The organism is Euzebya pacifica (assembly GCF_003344865.1).
GTDB classification, from domain to species: domain Bacteria; phylum Actinomycetota; class Nitriliruptoria; order Euzebyales; family Euzebyaceae; genus Euzebya; species Euzebya pacifica.
Genome location: NZ_CP031165.1, coordinates 5,060,847 through 5,079,677, shown reverse-complemented (window position 1 = coordinate 5,079,677; position 18,831 = coordinate 5,060,847). Strand labels below are relative to the sequence as shown.

The 18,831-nt window shown below is 71.6% G+C and carries 11 protein-coding genes; 8 read left to right on the top strand and 3 right to left on the bottom strand.

Annotated elements, in window-relative coordinates; genetic code table 11:
- Positions 1-83: 83 nt before the first annotated feature.
- Both DVS28_RS21845 and DVS28_RS21840 read left to right on the top strand, forming a co-directional pair.
- Positions 84-1,076, top strand: a complete 993-nt coding sequence (locus DVS28_RS21845) for an ROK family protein (protein WP_164710894.1) — start codon at positions 84-86, stop codon at positions 1,074-1,076.
- A 119-nt stretch (positions 1,077-1,195) separates the two neighbouring features.
- Entirely contained in the window at positions 1,196-2,350 is a 1,155-nt protein-coding gene (locus DVS28_RS21840) for an ROK family transcriptional regulator (RefSeq protein ID WP_164710893.1), read from the top strand.
- Between the two features lie 44 nt (positions 2,351-2,394).
- On the opposite strand, the gene DVS28_RS21835 is transcribed toward DVS28_RS21840, so the two are convergent.
- Complete coding sequence (locus DVS28_RS21835) at positions 2,395-3,435, bottom strand: sugar phosphate isomerase/epimerase family protein (protein ID WP_164710892.1); 1,041 nt, start codon at positions 3,433-3,435, stop codon at positions 2,395-2,397.
- A gap of 216 nt (positions 3,436-3,651) precedes the next feature.
- Here DVS28_RS21835 and DVS28_RS21830 point away from each other — a divergent pair, with 216 nt between their 5' ends.
- The 6 genes from DVS28_RS21830 to DVS28_RS21805 all read left to right on the top strand — a co-directional run bounded on the left by DVS28_RS21830 (position 3,652) and on the right by DVS28_RS21805 (position 14,942).
- Complete coding sequence (locus tag DVS28_RS21830) at positions 3,652-5,247, top strand: PQQ-dependent sugar dehydrogenase (RefSeq protein ID WP_114593352.1); 1,596 nt, start codon at positions 3,652-3,654, stop codon at positions 5,245-5,247.
- Between the two features lie 5 nt (positions 5,248-5,252).
- On the top strand, positions 5,253-6,290 hold the full coding sequence (locus DVS28_RS21825; protein ID WP_114593351.1) for a cupredoxin domain-containing protein: 1,038 nt from the start codon (positions 5,253-5,255) through the stop codon (positions 6,288-6,290).
- A gap of 34 nt (positions 6,291-6,324) precedes the next feature.
- Entirely contained in the window at positions 6,325-8,622 is a 2,298-nt protein-coding gene (locus tag DVS28_RS21820) for a ThuA domain-containing protein (protein WP_114593350.1), read from the top strand.
- A 108-nt stretch (positions 8,623-8,730) separates the two neighbouring features.
- Positions 8,731-11,343, top strand: coding sequence for a 3-keto-disaccharide hydrolase (locus tag DVS28_RS21815; RefSeq protein WP_114593349.1), 2,613 nt, complete (start codon positions 8,731-8,733; stop codon positions 11,341-11,343).
- 2 nt (positions 11,344-11,345) lie between these two features.
- A complete protein-coding gene (locus DVS28_RS21810; RefSeq protein ID WP_114593348.1) occupies positions 11,346-12,062 on the top strand; it encodes a hypothetical protein in 717 nt (238 codons plus the stop codon).
- 111 nt (positions 12,063-12,173) lie between these two features.
- Positions 12,174-14,942, top strand: a complete 2,769-nt coding sequence (locus DVS28_RS21805) for an ABC transporter permease (RefSeq protein ID WP_216826214.1) — start codon at positions 12,174-12,176, stop codon at positions 14,940-14,942.
- A 245-nt stretch (positions 14,943-15,187) separates the two neighbouring features.
- Here the strand turns inward: DVS28_RS21805 and DVS28_RS21800 are convergent, their stop codons facing one another.
- Both DVS28_RS21800 and DVS28_RS21795 read right to left on the bottom strand, forming a co-directional pair.
- On the bottom strand, positions 15,188-16,942 hold the full coding sequence (locus DVS28_RS21800) for a PQQ-dependent sugar dehydrogenase (RefSeq protein WP_114593346.1): 1,755 nt from the start codon (positions 16,940-16,942) through the stop codon (positions 15,188-15,190).
- On the bottom strand, positions 16,939-18,684 hold the full coding sequence (locus DVS28_RS21795) for a PQQ-dependent sugar dehydrogenase (RefSeq protein WP_114593345.1): 1,746 nt from the start codon (positions 18,682-18,684) through the stop codon (positions 16,939-16,941). The genes DVS28_RS21800 and DVS28_RS21795 overlap by 4 nt, the downstream gene beginning before the upstream one ends.
- Positions 18,685-18,831: the final 147 nt, after the last annotated feature.

Genomic DNA, 18,831 nt, shown 5'->3' with positions numbered 1-18,831 from the left:
TTGCGTGATAGGCGAAAATGGTACGGGCGTGGTGTGATCACCCGCGAACCGCCGCCAGGACAGCCACCCGAGGAGTCTTCACCATGCATCGCCTGCACGACAGCGCCGAGGTGTTGCAGGACCGCCCGACCCCACCGTCGACCATCGACGGCACCGCGGTGGGCATCGATGTCGGGGGGACCAAGATCGCCGCTGGGCTGATCGCCGACGGCACCATCGTTGCTCGCCACCGGGTGGTCACGCCGGCGGACCCCGACGCGCTGCTGGACGCCATCGTGGCGGCGGCGCTGCAGGTCATGCCGACCGAACGGCTGACCGCAGTCGGGGTGGGCTATCCCGGCATGGTCACCGCCGACGGGGTCATCGCCGCAGGTCCCAACGTGGCGCTGAAGTCCTTCCCGCTGGCCAGCGCGCTCTCCCAACGCATCGGGGTTCCCGTGGTGGTCGAGAACGACGCTGCGGCCGCCACGTGGGCGGAGTTCCGGCTCGGCGCCGGTCAGCCGGTCGAGCGCAACCTGGCCATGATCACCCTCGGCACCGGCGTGGGAGGTGGCCTCGTCCTGGACGGGCGGCTGTTCCGTGGCAGCCACGGCTTCGCCGCCGAGCTCGGTCACATGATCATCCGTGCCGACCAGCGCATCGGGCCCAGCGGCATCCCGGGCGAGGTCGAGGCCTACTGCTCCGGTACGGCGCTGCGCAGCCTCGCCGTGGAAGCCGTCGCCGACGGTCGGGCCCCGGAGGGCTCGCCGCTGCGTGACATCCGGACCATCACCGGTGGCGTCATCACCCAGGCGGCTCGCGCAGGTGACGAGCTGGCGGTCGCCCTGCTCGACCAGCTCGGCCACGACCTTGGGGTGGCCATGGCCAGCGTCGTCAACCTCCTCGACGTGGAGATGATCGTCGTGGGGGGAGGCCTCGGCGAGGCCGACGACCTGCTGCTCGACACGGCCCGCGCCACGATGTGGACCCACGTCCTCGGGGCCCAGCGTCGTCCCGAGGTGCCGGTCGTCCCCGCACGCCTCGGCAACGACGCCGGTGTGATCGGCGCGGCCCTGCTGGCGGCAAGCCGAGGATGACCCCGCCTCGCAGGTCCGAGCGGGACCCGGTGCTAGCCTCCGCGTTCATGGTGGGCCCGGCACGAGAAGCGACGAAGGGCGCGACGCGGGACTCGTTGAGGCGTCACAACCTTGCGACCGTGTTGCGTCGAGTTCACCGTGGGGGGCCACAGTCCCGCTCGGCCCTGACCGCTGCCACCGGCCTGAACCGCTCCACCATCGGGGCGCTCGTCGCCGAGCTGGTCGAGTGCGGCCTGGTGGAGGAGGGCGAACCCGAGGCCACCGGCAGCGCAGGACGGCCGTCGCCGCTGGTCCGCGCCTCGACCGACCATGTCGTGGCCGCCGCCGTGGACATCGGCACCAAGTGGTTGACCGTCGCGATCGGTGGCATCGGCGGCACGCTCGTCACACGGGTCCACCGCGAGACCAACAACGATGGGCGTCCCTACGAGGAGACGATCGCCGAGCTCTGCGATCTGCTCGACGAGGTCGTGGGCGACCTGCTGCCGACCCAGCACCTCTTCGCCGTCGGTATCGCCGCCCCCGGTGTGGTCCGGGCCCACGACGGGTTCGTGCACTTCGCGCCGAACCTGGGTTGGCGCGAGGTCAACCTCGGTGCTGACCTCGCGGCGCACCTCGGGGACGACATCGTGGTGTTCGTCGCCAACGAGGCCCACCTCGGGGCCCGGGCCGAGCACCTGCGCGGGGCGGGCGCGGGCGTGGAGGACCTGATCTACCTGTCCAGCGAGATCGGCGTCGGCGGCGGGACGATCATCGCCGGCCGGCTCCAGCTCGGTGCCGACGGCTACAGCGGCGAGATCGGCCACATCCCGGTCAACACCGGACCCGACGCGACGAGCTGTCGATGCGGCAGCGTTGGCTGCCTGGAGGCCGAGACCGGTGCCCTCGCCCTGCTTGCGTTGACCGGCCACCAGCACACCGACCACCTGTCCGACGCCGTCCGCGGCATCATCGCCACCGCAGCGGCGGGGGACGAGGACGTCCAGCGGTCGCTCCACGAGATCGGTGTCCGGCTCGGACGGGGCCTTGCCGGCATGGTCAACCTGCTCAATCCCCGACGCATCGTGCTCGGCGGGTACTTCGCCGACGCCTTCGAGTTCCTCGCAGCCGGCATCGACGCCGAGCTGGCCCAGCACACCCTGTCGCCCAGCAGGTCCGGCGTGACGATCGTGCCGGCCGCGCTGCAGGAGGACTCGGCGCTCCTCGGGGCGCTGGAGATCGCGCTCGAGCCGTTGTTGCTCGATCCCGCACGGAGTCCCGCCGCCGCAGCCTGAGCAGGCGCGACGACGGGCCCCGACGACCGATCAGCCCCGGGCCGTCACTCCGCGATCCGCAGTCCGTGGGCCATCCATGCCTGCCCCGTGACCGCGGTGACCCAGGCCTCCTTGGTGTCGGCCTGCCCGTTGGTGTTGTCGTTCTCCAGCATGTAGCCCCGGTGGCGCCCATCGGCCGGACGGCCTGCGGCGATGTCCGCGGTCCTGATGCGGTTGAAGAAGGTCTCGTAGTCGATGTCGCCCTGCCCGAGGTGCGTCATGGAGTAGCCCGCTCCGCCGAACACCAGCCCGAAGGGGTTCGACACGTCCGGCGGCTGGCTGCCCGGCTCGTGGCCGTCCTTGACGTGGTACAGCGCGAAGCGGTCGGCGTGGTCGATGACCAGCTGGGCCGGGTCCAGGGACGGGTTGGCCACCGTGGCGTTGAAGGCCCAGTAGACGTCGAGCTCGAAGGACACGGCGGCCGGATCGGTTTCCTCGATGTAGCGCTCGTAGGGGGTCTTGCCGTTGGCGTCCGTGGTCTGCAGCTCGCCGGAGTGGTTGTGCAGGTAGAACGTCAGCCCCGCATCGGCTGCCCTGGCACCCCACCGGTTCCAGCTGTCGATGGTCGCCTGGTCGAACGTGGTCGGCAGGGACGCCTGGCCGATCGCGGGAACCCCGAGGTCCAGCGCCTGCTGGATGTGGTCGTCGATCGTGGAGTCGTTGATGGCACCCTGCATGTGGGCGCCGGCGGGGGTCAGCCCGTACTCCTCCAGGAGCTCTGCCAGTCCGGCACGGGACAGGCCGGTCGGGTCCTCGCCCTCGTACCCGGCGAACTCGACCTGAGTGTACCCGATCGCTGCCAGACGACGGAAGACCCTGTCGTACCCGAGCTCCCGGACGGTCGCGCGGAGGGTGTAGAGCTGGATGCCGATCCGCTCGCGCGGCACGATCGCCCCGTCGTCGATCGGCATCTCGTAGTGGCCCGGTCGCGGTTCGGCCCGGACGGGCGTGGCGCCCGGCACCACCTGCATCGCGGCCGCACCGATCACCCCCGCGCCAAGGCCCATCAGGCGTCGTCGGCTCACGGCTGCGCTGCGGTCGAACATGTTCGCCACTCCTCGTTCGTTACGGCTCGAGGGCGTGAGGAAGGGCTCACGCCGTGCCGGACCCTTCGACGTGGTCGAGGGCAACTCCTGCGCGATTTGTCCCACCATCCAACATTTCTCGTGCAGCGGCAGGAATCGAGGGAGGCAGCGGCGAACTACAACAAGTGACGCGCCCGTTGCCGACGGGGCGACATCCAACGAGGAGCCGAACCGCCAATGTTCTCCCTGCGCAAGCCTTCCCTGCGACGGGTCGCCGTCGCCGTGGCGCTGCTGTCGCTCGCCGCCCTCCAGCTGGACTTCGGCCGCGCGGCCGAGGCACAGCTGCCCGCCACCGGACTGCTCGACCTGTCGGTGGAAACCATCAGCACCGACGTCAGCGACCCGACCATCGTCGAGGTCGCCGACGACGGCACCATCGTGTTCGTCGAACGCAAGGGCGCGGTCAACCTGATCGGTCCCGACGGTGCGCAGGTCGAGGCCGGGGTCATCCCGGTGTCGGCCAACCAGTGCGCCGACTGCCCCACCGAGGACTTCGCGCTGGAGGAGGGCGGGCTGCACGGCCTGCTGCTGTACCCCGACTTCTCCGCCGCCGGCGGCAAGCTGCTGGCCTACTACTCCGTGCCCGGTTCCCTCGGAACCGCCCCTGTCACCCCGCTGCACCCCGACGCCGGCGGCGACCCCACCGAGGAAGGCATCTTCCGCCTCTCCCGCTTCACGGTGACCGGCACCACCCTCGACCTGTCCAGCGAGGAGGTCCTGCTGGAGAACGCCACGGAGTGGTACGAGTGCTGCCACTACGGCGGCGACATCGAGTGGTTGGCCGACGGCACCGTCGTGCTGTCCACCGGTGACGACACCAACCCCCACGAGTCCAACGGCTTCTCCCCGCATGACGCCAACGAGGGCCGTGACGGCTTCAACGCCATGCGGACCTCCCAGAACCCCGCCGACCGTCGCGGCAAGATCCTGCGGATCGACGTCGACGACATCGACGAGGACGGTTCGCTGGTTCCCGCCGACAACCCCCACGTCGACGACGCCGCCTACGACCCCTACGTCTACGCGATGGGCTTCCGGTCCAACTACCGCATCGACGTCGACCCCGAGAGCCAGGCGATCATCGTCGGCAACGTCGGCCCCGACGCCCAGCGTCCCGACGCGGCCCGCGGCCCCGAGGGCCACGACGAGGTCGAGGTCGTCCCTGCTGGCGGGGGCACCAACCACGGCTGGCCCATGTGCATCGGCGAGGCCGAGCCCTACGTGCAGTACGACGCCTTCGGCGCGGAGAACCCCGGCGAACCCTTCGACTGCAGCGGCACCGTGCCCGCCCAGATCCACTACACCTACCACCCCGACCTGTCGTTCCCGATCATGGCCCACGGCGTCACCCGGACCGCGATCGCCGGCCCCGTGTACCGCTACGACGGCGACGGCGAACACGCCTTCCCCGAGGCCTACCAGGGCCAGTTCCTGATGCTGGAGTTCTCCCGCAACAGCATGGTCACCGTGCCCTTCGACGCCGAGACCGCGACGCTGGACACCAGCGCCATGCTGCCCGGTGCCCTCGGCTCGTTGACCGGCCCCATCGACGCGACCATCGGCCCCGACGGTGCGGTCTACGTCGCCAACTACGGCGCCGGCTTCTACAACGCCGCGGGCGGGTCGATCGCCCGTATCGTCCCCGGCGGCCCCCTGGACGGCGTCCTGCCGACCGACGCAGGCGCCGACACCGACGCCACCGCCCCCATCGCGCTCGCGGCCGCGGCGCTGCTGGTGCTGCTGTTCCCCACCCGGTCTCGCGAGCTGATCTGACCCCCATGACGTCCTCGACCCCCGGAGCGTGCAGGCCGGGGGTCGGTCGTGTCCGCAGGCTCGCGTCGGTCCTCGTGCTGCTGATGGCCGTCGCGGGGTGCGCCGACGGTCCGGCGGCCGACCCCGTCGTGCGGGCCGTGGGCATCGACGGCGGCACCGAGGTCCTGCTGGCGATCCGGGGCGTGAACGTGCAGGCACGGCCCGGCGACACCGTCGCGATCACCAACGCCAACCACGGCGTGGAGGGACGGGAGGCCGCCGAGGCCGGTACCGCGGGCACCGTGACCCACGCCCTGGTCGCCGCGGCTGCGGACGGCCTCGACCTGCCACCGGTGTTCGTGACCGGCGGCGGGGGGGCGATCCCCAACCCGGCCGTCTGGGGTGCCTGCCGCGGCGGCGAGCCCGACGACACCGATGGCCAGTGCCCGGTCCTGCCCGTCGATGGGCCGACGGCGTGGGACGGGACGGACTACTGGTCGACCGGCGCGATGCTGCCCGGCGAGACCCGAGAGGTGCCCCTGGCCGAGGACATCCCCACGGGCACCCACCGGCTGGTGTGCGCGCTGCACCCCGAGCTGGGCGTCGACATCGTCGTCACCGACGACCCGACGGTGGACCCGGCGGCCGGCACGGCGCCTGCGCCCGACCCCGCTGACACGGTCACACCCACGGACGTAGAGGACGGACAGGTGATCGTCGCACCGGCCACCGACACCACGCGGCTGCACGCGTTCTGGCCGGCAACGGTGGAGGTCCGGACCGGTGACACCGTCACGTGGTCCGCCACGGGCCGAGCCCCCCACGACGTCAACCTCGGCCATGACCACCCCCCCGAGCTCGTGCACTCGACCGCGGCAGACGCCCTGCCCGACCACCCCGATGGTCCATGGGACGGGTCCACCCCTATCCGCTCGGGCTACCTTCAGGCGTCCGGTGACGGGCCTGCGGGGGGCACCTTCAGCGTCACCTTCGCCGAACCCGGTACCTACGACTACGTGTGCCGGTTCCACCCCGCGATGACCGGCACGGTCGTCGTCTCCTGAGCCCGTTCGCCACACCCCCTCCCCGGAGCCACCAATGCGTCGCCTGCCCACCCTGTTGCCCGTCGTCCTGCTCGTCCTCAGCGCCCTCGCCCCCGCAGCCACCGCGCAGCAGGAGGAGGACGTGCCCGACGTGCTCGTCTGGACCGGCACCTACGGGTTCCGCCACCCCAGCATCACCGCGGCCCAGACGACGCTCCTCGAGCTGTCGCAGCAGGGGCACTTCAACGCCACCATCACCGAGGTGCCGGCCCTGCTGACGGCCGACGTGCTGGCCAACTACGACGTGCTGATGTGGGTGTCCACCACCGGCAAGCCGCCGATGAGCGAGGCGCAGCGCGAGGAGATCATCCGCTTCGCCGGCTGCGGTGGGGGAACCGTCGGCTTCCACGCGGCGCTGGACGCCAACTACGGCTGGGCCGAACACGCCGAGCTGTTCGGGGCGCAGTTCGACAGCCACCCGCAGAACGCCGGATCCGGCGCGCCCGAGATGATCGTGGAGGACGCCGACGACCCGATCACCGATGGCTGGGACGGCCAGGACCGCTTCACCTTCCCCGACGAGTACTACCGCTGGCGCGGCGCCAAGGGCATCGACGGCGTGTCCCTGCCGCGTGAGTTCGCCGACACCAACGTGCTGCTGAGCCTCGACGAGGAAACCGTCGACGAGGGCATCCAGGACGGTCCCACGCCGTACGAGCACCACCAGCCCGTCGCGTGGACCAAGACCTTCCGCGACCGCGGCCGCGTCTACTACAACAACATGGGGCACTCCGAGTCGACCTGGGGCGACCCGGCCTTCCAGACCGCGCTCGTCAACGGCGTCGACTGGGTCTCGGAGGTCCCGTTGGACACCGAGTGCCTGTTCGGCGACGAACCCCTGCCGCCGGCCCCCGCGCCACCGGCCGCCGATCCCGACACGATCGGTGAGTCCTGTGTGGTGCCCGAGCTGCAGGAGCGCAACAACGGCACGTGGGAGGTCAGCGGCGCAGCACGGGCCCTGACCGTCGACGGGGACACCCAGCAGGTCGCCCCGGGCATCGTCGGTGGACTCGGCTGGGGTGCCCAGACCTGGATCCTCGACCTGTCGTCGGTTCGGGCGGCCGCAGCCGAGGTCACCTTGACCCTGGAGATCCCCAACCCGCTGGACGACTACGACCTGGGCGTCACCACCGCGTGGGGTTGGTACGGATCCGACGCCAACGCCGGGGCCACCCAGGAGCAGGTCGTGCTGTCCGATGTCCCGCACTGCGCCTACCTGCACGTGACCGGCGACAACATGGCGGCCAGCAGCACCCAGGCGCCCACGATCGTTGCGACGGTGGTGCCCGACGAGGCAACCGGCCCGACCGACCCGACCGATCCGACAGACCCCGGCACGCCGGGTGTCACCCGGATCACGGCCGTCACCGGTCGCCCGACCGACCTGGCGCTCGGCTGGAACGACGAGGAGGACACCCCGGCCTGCGCGTGTGCGCTCCTGGCCCGCGACGACGAGTTCGCCGACGCCCTCGCCTCCGGCGCCGCCCAGTCCAGCGGTGCCCCCCTGCTGCTGACCGACCGCGTGTCGCTGAGCCCTGGAACCGCCGACAGGTTGCAGGCCCTCGGTATCACCGCCGTCACCATCCTCGGGGGCGAGGCGGCCGTCGGACCGGGCGTCGTTGCCGACCTGCAGGACCTCGGCATCGCCGTGGAGCGCGTGGCCGGTGACACCCGCGTCCTGACCGCGCTCGCGGTCGCCGACCAGCTGGTCGAGGACCCCCACGAGATCCCGCTGGTGCTGCGTGCGTACGGCGTCGAGGGCAACCCGACGGCGGCGTTCGCCGACGCGCTCGCCGCAGGCCGGGCGGCCGCAGCCGACGGCCGTCCGATCCTCCTCACCGACGGCAACGGCCTGTCGCCGGAGGTCGCCGACTGGCTCCGTTCCCGGGGGACCACCAAGGTGATCGTCGTCGGTGGCGAGGCTGCCGTCGGTGCCGCCGTCGAGCAGGACCTGACCGACATGGGTGTCATGGTCGAGCGCATCGCCGGGGACACCCGGTTCGGCACGGCCGTCGCCGTGGCCACCGACCTGCTCGACATCGAGTCGGCCGCCGACGCCGACGGCGTCCTGCTGATCGACGGCGGCGATCCAGCCGCCTGGGCCGAGGGCTTCGTCGCTGCCGGCTCCTCCCACCCCGGCCCCATCGTCCTGGCCGATGGCGACCGCCTGCCCACGGAGACCGCGACGTGGCTCGGGACCGACGGCGACGCCAGCGTGCCGCTGGTCTGCGGCGCCCTCGTGGACGGCGCGGTCTGCACCGATGTGGCCACGCGCTTGGGGCACACCGGATGATTTCGCCGATCGCTCAACAAAAGTTCGGCTGACCGGCAGGAGGGCGTGGGGCCGGCGTCGAAAGCCTGCGACGAAGCCCCACATCGTCACCCGGGAAGAGCCGAGCCCATGACAGTCCTCCCCACCGCAGGCCGCGTGCGCGGTCGCCCCGTTTCGCTGGTCCTCGCGCTGCTGCTGGCCGTTGGCCTGCTGGCGGTGCCGACGGCCACCGCCGACGCCGCCACCTGTGACCGAGCCCCCGACCTCCAGCCGGGCTTCACGCCCATGTGGGACGGTGCGGGTGACCCCCGGTCGCAGGGTTGGCGCCAGTCGGGGCCGGGTGGCTTCGACGTGGTCGACGACGGTCCCGGCGAGGGCTGCCGGCTGCTCAGCACGGGCGGCCTCGGGCTCCTCTGGTACGCCGATGCGTCCTTCGCCGACTACGAGCTGCGGATGCAGTGGCGCACCGAGGACGCGACCGACAACTCCGGCATCTTCGTCGGGTTCCCCTCCGCGGGCGGCAACACCCACAACCTCGCCATCTCCTCGGGGTACGAGGTCCAGGTGCGCGAGGGCACGATCGGTGACGGAGAGGACCAGAAGACGGGCTCGATCTACAACGAGCAACGCGAGCTGCGTCGCGCCGCCAACCCCGCGGGGCAGTGGAACGACTACGCCATCACCGTCGAGCGCAATGAGGCGCTGGACCGCCCGACGATCACCGTCGAGCTGAACGGCGAGGTCGTCAACGTCTTCCAGGGCACCGAGGACTTCCGGGCCACCGACGCCGGTCACATCGGCCTGCAGAACCACGGGGTCGACGACGACGTGAGCTTCCGCGACATCGGCATCCGCATGTTGTCGGACGCCCAGCCGCCGACGACCACCCACGCCCTGTCCAGCACGGGCGAGCAGCTGCCGTCCGGCTGGTGGACCGCCCCGGTCGAGGTCGCCCTCGACGCCAGCGACGAGTTCGGCGGGTCGGGACTGGCGCGCACCGAGTACCGGCTCGACGGCGGCGAGTGGACGACCCACGGCGCCCCGGAGGAGGTCATCTTCGACGGGACCCGCGAGACGTTCGACCGGTGGCGACAGGCCCCCAGCGGGTCCTTCCAGCTGATGCCCGACGGCACCATGCACACCGTCGGCGGACTGGGGATGCTCTGGTACCCCGTCGAGTACGGCGACATGGTCCTGCGCTTCCAGTTCCGGGACATGCGTCCCGCACCGACAGGCGGCTCCAACTCCGGCGTGTTCGTGCGCTTCCCCGATCCCGACGAGGCGGTGTCGCGAGCCCCCGAGGACCGTCATGCCTGCCAGACCGGGTCCGCGGAGACCAGCCCGGCATGGGTCGCCATCAGCTGTGGCCACGAGATCCAGGTCTACGACGGCACCGGCATCTTCGACTTCGAGCCGCAGAAGACCGGGTCGATCTACAACTTCTCCCCCCTGACCCTGGACGAGGCGAACCCCGGTACCCAGGGCGAGTGGCAGGACTACGAGATCCGCGTCGAGGGGGGCGGCGACTGGACGACCACGATCGTCCGCAACGGCCAGGTCCTGCAGACGTGGACCAACAGCCCCGGCCAGGAGGCCGCGCGGGCAGGGGACCCGTCCACCGACCTCCGCCAGTTCGCCCGCGGCCACATCGGCCTGCAGAACCACGGCTACCCCGACCACATGCAGTTCCGCAACGTCCGCGTCCAGCGGCTCGAGCCGGCCGAACCGCTGCTGATCGCCGAACCCGGTCGCCACACGCTGGAGTACCGCTCGGTCGACGGTGCCGGCAACGTCGAGGACTCCACCACCCTGCGGATCGACATCGACCCCGCCGCACCCGTGACCACCGCCACCGTCGACCAGCCCGGTGGCACCGGCCCGGCGACGATCACCCTGCAGCCGACCGATGTCGGGGCCGGCGTCGCCCGCACCGAGTACCGCATCGACGACGGTGCCTGGACCGACTACAGCGGCCCGATTGAGACGCTGCTCGGCACCTCGCAGGCGTCCTTCGACGAGTGGATCCAGGCGGGACCCGGCTCCTTCGAACGCCAGCCCGACGGGTCGATCGTCTCCCGCGGCGGCCTCGGGATGCTGTGGCACCCGCGGGCCTTCGGTGACGTGCACCTCACCTACGAGTGGCGCGACCTGCGCACCGACGGCGGCCGGTCCAACTCCGGGCTGTTCGTCCGCTTCCCCAACCCCGACGAGGCGGCCGCAGCGGGTGATCTGCACGCCTGCCAGCGCGGCGGCGAGACCCGTCCGGAATGGGTCGCCATCTACTGCGGCCAGGAGCTGCAGATGTACGACGGCGCCACCGGTGAGACCCAGAAGACCGGTTCGGTCTATAACTTCGCCCCGCTGGACCTGCAGCAGGCACGGGCGGTCCCGACCGGCACGTGGAGCACCTACGAGGTCGAGTTGACCGGCGGCGGCGACTGGACCGCGACCATCGCTCGTGACGGCGAGGTCATCAACTCCTTCACCAACAGCCCGGGGCAGCAGTCGTCGCGCAGCGGTGACCCCGGTACCGACCTGCGGCAGTTCGCCGAGGGACACATCGGCCTGCAGAACCACGGCAGCTCGGACCTGGTGCAGATCCGCAACGTCCGGGTGACCGACCTGTCGCCCGAGGCCGCTGCCTTCGTCATCGACACCCCCGGCACGCACACCGTGGAGTTCCGCTCGATCGACCACGCCGGCCGGGTCGAGGCCATCACCGTCCTGACCGTGACCGTCTGACCGTGACCGTCCGACTGCCGCACGCCCACACCGCAGGAGCCATCGTGACCACCACTCGCACCACCCGCGCCGCCCTGACCGTCCTGTCCCTCGTACTCGCCCTCGTGGCCACGCTGGCCCCCACCGGTGCGGCGGCCGACGAGATCTCCCTGGCTGCCTTCCGCAACAGCGTCGGCATCTGCCAGCACCCGTTGCACCAGTGCAACTTCGACGGCGGCGGGTTCAGCTACTCCACGGCTGCGCTGGCGGTGGCCGGTGTGGTGCCGGGCGACGAGCTCGACGTCGACGGGTTCACCTTCACCTGGCCCGACACCGACCCCGGTGCCCCCGACAACGTGGAGATGAAGGGCCAGATGGTCCCGGTCCTGCCCGGCGACGCCACCCGTATCGGCTTCCTCGGTGCCAGCCACAACGGCCCGGTCACCGCCGACGTCACCCTGCACTACACCCGCGTCGGCGACGACGGCGAGCTGGAGCAGGTCGAGGTCGTCGAGCCCCTTCGGTTCAGCGACTGGACGCTCAACGCCAACGGCCGCGATCCCGAGGCGGGCAACACCACAGTCGTGGAAACACGCTTCCGCGTGAACGGCACGACCGTCGAGCAGGTCCGGACCTTCGTGTTCGCCGCGTCCATCGACATCGACCCGACGATGACGCTGCAGACCATCGAGCTCGACAACGAGGACAAGACCCATCTGTTCGGCCTCGCCCTCGCCTGATCGTCCCGCGGTGGCGGATACCCTCCGTCGACCGTGCCGCTGACCACCATGACCCGCCGCCCGAGGCCGGCCCTGCGCACACGCGGGGCCGGTCTCTGGGTGCGTGGCGCGATGCGACGTCCGGGTCGTGGCCTGCTCGTCGTGCTCGGCCTGCTGGCCATGCACGTGGCGACCGTCGCGTCGCTGGTCGGGGGCAGCGCGCTGGAGCGCCTCTTCGTGGAGGACGCCCGGGCCCAGTGGGGCCCCATCGACGTCGTGACCTTCCGTCCCGGCGAACCGCTGATCGGCGAGTCCCTCGTCCGGTTCGCCGCCACCGAGGGAGCCCAGCTCGGCGACCGGTGGGCCGGCCGGCTGATCCTGGACGCGGTGGCCAGCGGCGGCCCCGGCCAGCGCGAACCCGACGCGCGCCTCCTGGGGGTCTCCGCCGACGAGATCGACATCGGCGCGCCCATGACGGGGGAGGGTCAGACCGACCCGCTGCTGCTCGGCCCCGACGGCGTGCTGCTCGGGCGGCGTCTGGCCGACCGGATCGACGTGGGGACGGGCGACCGGGTCGGGTTCGTCGTTGCCATCCCGGAGCACACCGACCCCGACGACGAGGACCTCGAGCTGCCCCCACGGGTCGTCCGATGGGACGCCACGGTCGAGGGCATCGCCGACGACACCGGGCTGGTCGACTTCGGACGGACCCCCAACGCGCTCACCCGGCTGGACACCCTGCAGCGGATCACCGGCCTGCCGGGGCTCGTGTCCGCCCTGTACCTGGACACCCCCGAGGACGGGCGGGACGCCGCGGAGGCCGTCACCGAGCGCTTCGAGTCCATCAACCGTCGGGTCGGGCTGGTGTCGGTGGAGGCCAAGGAGGACGCGCTGGACCTGGCCGCCGACGAAGGTGGGTTGTTCTCCGGCATCCTGCTGACCCTGGCGTTGCTGGTCGTCGCGGCCTCGGCCGCCGTGACCGTCAACCTGATCGTGCTCCTCGGTCAGGAACGCGCCCGCGAGGTCGCGGTGATGCGCGCCATCGGCGTTGCCCAGCGCCACGTCCGCCGGCTGTTCGTGGCCGAGGCCGCCGTGTACGCCGTCCTGGCCGCCGTCGTCGGGGTCGCCCTCGCCCTGCCCCTGGCCGGCTGGCTGGCGACCACGATCGCTGACCACTTCGGCGCCATCGAGGCCGGTCGCGGTCGCGAGCTGGTCGACCTGGACCTGACCCCGGACCCGGCGGCGATCGTCAGCGGGATCGTGACGGTCCTCGTCGTGGCGCTGGTGACCGCATGGTCCGCCGGCCGTCGGCTGGCCGGACTGGACGTGGCCGACGTGCTCCGCGGCGGCCCGCCCGTGCTGGGCACACCCGATCGGGGCGAACGCCGGCTGGCCGTGACGCGCGGCGTGGGCCTGCTCACCCTGGGGATGGGGCTGACCGCAGGCGACGGTGGGGACCTGCTGCGCTACGTGGGCGTCTCGCTGCTGCTGATTGCCTGGTGGCTGCACCTTCGCCACCGCCTGCCTGTCGGCGCCGTGCGGACCCGGCTGGACGAACGCGCCGCGGTCGTCGGGCTGGTGTGGTCCGTCGTCGCGCCGGCGCTGCTCGGCGACTTCGCCGCTGGCGTCCAAGCGTCCTTCGGGATCCTGGTGCTGGCCGGGGTGGGGGCCGTGTCGTGCGCGACCGTGCTGGCGACCGCCAGGGCCGCCCAGCTGATGCGTGTCGTGCGGCTGTACCTGCCCGACCGGCGCGTTCAGGCCCCCCTGCGCACCGCCGGGTCCTGGGCCGGCCACCTGCGGTCGCGCGGTGGCACCGTGACCGGCACCGTCGGCGTCGTGCTGTTCATGGTCGCGGCCCTGGCCGTGCTCGGGTCGGCCACCGACATCGGTGTGGCCCGACAGCGCGGGGGCTACGACGTCGTCGGCACCTCCGCGGCGCGGGTGGACCCCGACCAGCTGTCCGCTGTCCGCGGGGTTCGGCGCGTCGACGCGATGGACCACACGCTGATGGGCGAGGGTTGGTTCACCACCGAGGACGAGGACGACGAGGCATCGTCGGTGCCCTATCCCGTCCGGGCCATCCGGCTGGACCCCGGGTTCGCCGCCGCCCAGGCGTTCGCGTTGGCCGACGCGCTGCCCGAGTACACCTCTGCCGGCCAGGTCCTCGACGACGTCGTCCGCGGCGAAGGGGTGGTGCTGGACCGCTACGCCCGTCCCGAAGGGGCCATGCCCGGCGACGACGTGGTCGTCGACGACGGGCGCGGCCCGGTCAGCCACGAGCTGCTCGCCGTGCTCGACACCTACCTGCTGCAGGGCGTCCTGATGGGCCCGGATGCCTACGAGGACCTGTTCGCCACCCGCGGACCCACGTTCGTGATCGCCGCCGCCAACGACGGCCACGACGCGGCAGCGCTGGCCGGCGAGATGTACGACGTGGCAGCTGATGTCGGCCTGGACGTGGTCACCGTCGCCGAGGCCGCCCGCGAGGTCGTTGCGGTCAACCGCACCTTCACCGACACGTTCGCCGTCATGCTCCGCCTGGCGCTCGGCGTGGCGCTGGTCGGGGTGGCCGTGCTGGTCGCGCGGGCGGTCAGGGAACGCCGCAGCCAGCTCGCGGTGCTGCGGGCCATCGGCTTCACGCGTCGCGACGTCACCCTCGCCCTCGTGGCCGAACCGATGCTGCAGGCGGTCACCGGTGTGGTCATCGGCGTCGTGGCCGGGCTGGGCGTGCTGTGGCTGCTGTTCCGCCGGGGCTTCGCCGATCTGGCCTTCGTCGTCGGATGGGTCGACCTCGGACTCACCTGCGCCGCAGTGCTGGGCCTGGTGCTGCTCAGCTCGCTGGTTCCCGCCGTGCGGGGGGCCCGAGGCGACGTGGCCGCCGGGCTCCGCGACCAGGGTTGATCCCGGTCAGGTCGTGCGGGGGGCCGGGGAGCCGAAGGACCGATCGGACGGTCCGTCAGGCCTGCCGACGAACCGTCTCGACCAACGGAAGGGGGAGGGGGTCATGGGGACAGTCAGTACCCGGGACCGGCCCATGGCGAACCGGGTCCGGGTGCTCCCTCCGCGCCCACGACGGCGCCCGGAACGCCCACCGGGGCCGCACGGTTCGCACCGTGCGGCCCCGGGGCCCGGTGATGGGCGGGTCGTCAGATCACGCGGCGGCGCCGACGGACGCCGAGTCCGCCCAACGCCACGAGCACCAACCCGAGGAGTCCGGCCGTCGGCAGCACGGATGCCAGTCCGCCGTCGACCCCGGCGACCGACGCGACCGCGGGGCGGTCGAGGATCTCGACACCGTCGCCGTAGTCGGCGGCGTCTGGGGTGCAACCAGCGCACTGCAGGCGCGTCAGGCGGCCGGCGATGGAGTTCCAACCGCCGTTGCTCTCCACGACGTACACCGCACCATCGGGGCCGGTCGCCATGTCGATCGGGTTGCTGAGTCCCGGCAGCACGAAGGGGATGCCGTTGGCGGTGGCGTTCAGCGACGCCGGGCTGTTGTCCAGCGACCCGTCGTCGGCGATCGGCATGTGCCACACCGCCCCGCGGCTGTACTCCATCCACAGGAAGTGGTCGTCGTAGGCCTCGGGCAGGCGCAGGGCACCGTCGTCGGGACGGTGGTACGCCACGCCACCCAGGGCCGTGTTGCCGCCGCCGCCCATCTGCACGTACGGGCTGGTCGTCGACGGGACGTAGGTGTACCAGACCGCTGCGGGGGTCATCCCGGCGCAGCTGAACGGCTCGCCGGCCGCGCCCGTCGCGAAGTCGTACTCGTTGTAGGGGACGTTGTCGGCGATGCAGAACGGCCAGCCGTGGTTGGTGCCACCGCCCGGGGGCACGACCTCGATCTCGTCGTGGGCTGCGGGCCCTCGGGTCGGGTCGGGGTTGCGGGCGTCCGGGCCCACGTTGCCGGCGTACACGTGGTCGGTCTCGGGGCTGTACCCGAACCGGTACAGCGACCGGAACCCGTAGGCGTAGACGTAGGGGTCGGCGTCGGGGTCGTCGAGGAACGGGTTGGGGTCGATGCCGGGACGGTCGCCGGGGACACCGTCGCCCAGCGGACCGTCCAGACCGCTCTCGAGCTCCTCGATGTCGATGCGCAGCACCTTGCCGCGTCGGTCGGCCGGGTTGGCGCTGGTCAGGGCCGCGGAGTTGAAGGTCCAGTCCGCACGCTGGTCGTGGGGGGAGTAGCCGCTGGAGTGGTCCGACGTCGTGTCGTCACCGGTGGACAGCAGCAGGGTGCCGTCGTTGCGCCACTCCATGTCGCCGCCGTAGTGGCAGCAGTAGAACCACTCGGCCGGGTTCTCGAAGAGCGGCACCTCAGTCGACAGGTCGATGGTGTTGGCGTCGAGGTCCATCGTGAAGCGGGACAGGCGCCAGATGCCCTCGTCGTTGCCCGAGGCGGGGCAGCCGTCGCCGGCGGTGTCGTCGCAGAACGGACGCGCGTTCGGCATCTTCGGCGGCCACGGCTCCATGCCGAGGGAGTTCGCCACCGTGTAGTACAGGTAGAGCTCGCCGGAGGTCATGAAGTCGGGGGCCAGCAGGATCCCGTGGATGCCGCCCTCGGCAAGGTTGAATCCGGCCGGGCACTCCTCGCCCCGTGGGCAGTTCTCGACGTCGAACTGCCCGCCCTGGCGGTCGTAGGCGTCGACGGGCAGGAACGCCGCACGGGTCACGGTGCCGTCCTGCTCCCAGACGGTCACCTGCCCCTCGCGGCTCGTGACGATGACCCGGCCGTCGGGGGCGACCTCCAGCGCCGTCGGCGAGATCAGCTCGCCGTACAGCACCTCCTTGTCCACCGACGGGTCGGGCAGCAGGGACTGGGCGCTGGCAGCGGTGCCCAGCGGGACGACCATCGCCATGACGGCGACGAGGACGAGCAGGGTGGTTCGGGTCGACGTCACACCACGTCCCCCCGTCGACGCCAGGCGACCAGCGCCAGCGTGGTGGTCAGCACGACGAGCAGGCCGGCGCCGGGCAGCCGGTCGACGATCCCGCCGTCCACGCTGGCGACCAGGGTCTCGGCGGTGCGGTCCAGGACCTCCACGTCGCCGCCGTAGTCAGCCGCGTCGGGTGTGCAGCCTGCACAGGTGATGCGGGTCAGCCGGCCGGCGATGGAGTTCCAGAAGCCGTTGCCCTCGACCACGTAGACGGCACCGTCGGGGCCGACGGTCGCGTCGATCGGGTTGCTGAGGGTGTTGACCAGGTAGATGCCGCCCATGGCGACGGGCAGCAACGAGGTGGGCGAGCCGTCCAGCGACCCGTCGGCGTTGATCGGGGACCGCCACATCTGGCCGCGACCGTGATCCATCCACAGCAGCTGGTTGTCGTAGGTCTCGGGCAGCCGCAGCGCGCCGGTCTCGGGCCGGAAGTACGCCGTGCCGCCCACCGCGGTGTTGGAGCCCTGCCCCATCTGCACGAACGGGCTCGTGTTGCTCGGCGCGTAGGTGTAGTAGATCGTCGCCGGGGTCATGCCGGCGCAGCTGAACGGTTCGCCGGCGGTGCCGGTGGCGAAGTCGTAGCGGTTGTACGGCAGGTTGTTGGCGATGCAGTACGGCCAGCCGTGGTTGGTGCCACCGCCCGGCGGGACGACCTCGATCTCGTCGTGGGCGGCGGGGCCACGGGTCGGGTTGGGGTTGCGGGCGTCGGGTCCGACCGTGCCGACGTAGAGGTGGTCGGTGGACGGGTTGTAGGCAAACCGGTAGTTGGAGCGGAACCCGAGCGCGTAGACGTAGGGGTCGGCGTCGGGGTCGTCGGCGAACGGGTTGGGGTCGATGCCCGGGCGGTCGCCGGGCACGCCGTCGCCGAGCGGGCCGTCCAGGCCGGACTCGAGCTCCTCGACGTCGATGCGCAGCACCTTGCCGCGGCGGTCGGCCAGGTTCTGGCTGGTCAGCGCCGCGGAGTTGAACGTCCAGTCCGCACGCTGGTCGTGCGGGGAGTAGCCGCCCGAGTGGTCCGACGTCGTGTCGTCCCCCGTCGTCATCAGCAGCGTGCCGTCGTTCTTCCACTCGAGGTCGCCGCCGTAGTGGCAGCAGTAGAACCACTCGGCGGGGTTCTCGAACAGCTCGACCTCGGACTCGAGGTCGATGATGTTGGTGTCGAGGTCCATGGTGAAGCGCGACAGGCGGAACTTGCCCTCGTCGTTGCCCGAGGAGGGGCAGCCGTTGCCGGCGGAGGCGTCGCAGTGCGGACGCGCGTTGGGCATCTTCGGCGGCCAGATGTCCTCACCGAGGGAGTCGACCGGCGTGTAGTAGAGGTACAGCTCGCCGGAGGTCATGAAGTCGGGTGCCAGCAGGATGCCGTGGATGCCGCCCTCGGCCAGGTTGTAGCCAGCGGGGCACTCGTTGCCCCGTGGGCAGGCCGATTCGTCGAACTGACCGCCCTGGCGGTCGTAGGCGTCGACGGGCAGGAAGGCCGCCCGGGTGGTGGAGCCGTCCTGCTCCCAGACGGTGATCTGTCCCTCGCGACTGACGACGACGGCACGCCCGTCGGGGGCGACCTCGAGCGCGGTCGGGGTGATCAGCTGGTTGAACAGGACCTCCCGTTCGACGGCGGGGTCGATGCCCAGCTGCTGGGCCTGCGACACCCCCGTCAGTGGTAGGACCATCGCGATCGCGACGAGCGCGACGAACGCGGCTCTTCTCATGGCTCGGCTCCCCAGTCAGGTTGTTCGGCTCGACCCCCGTGGTGGCTTCGAACCGGGGGGTCGACCACCCTCTTCCACACGCTCCAGCCCGATCCCTGCCTGTGCGCTCGAAAAATGTTGTGGAAGCGAACGAATGTCCCCGGGGTG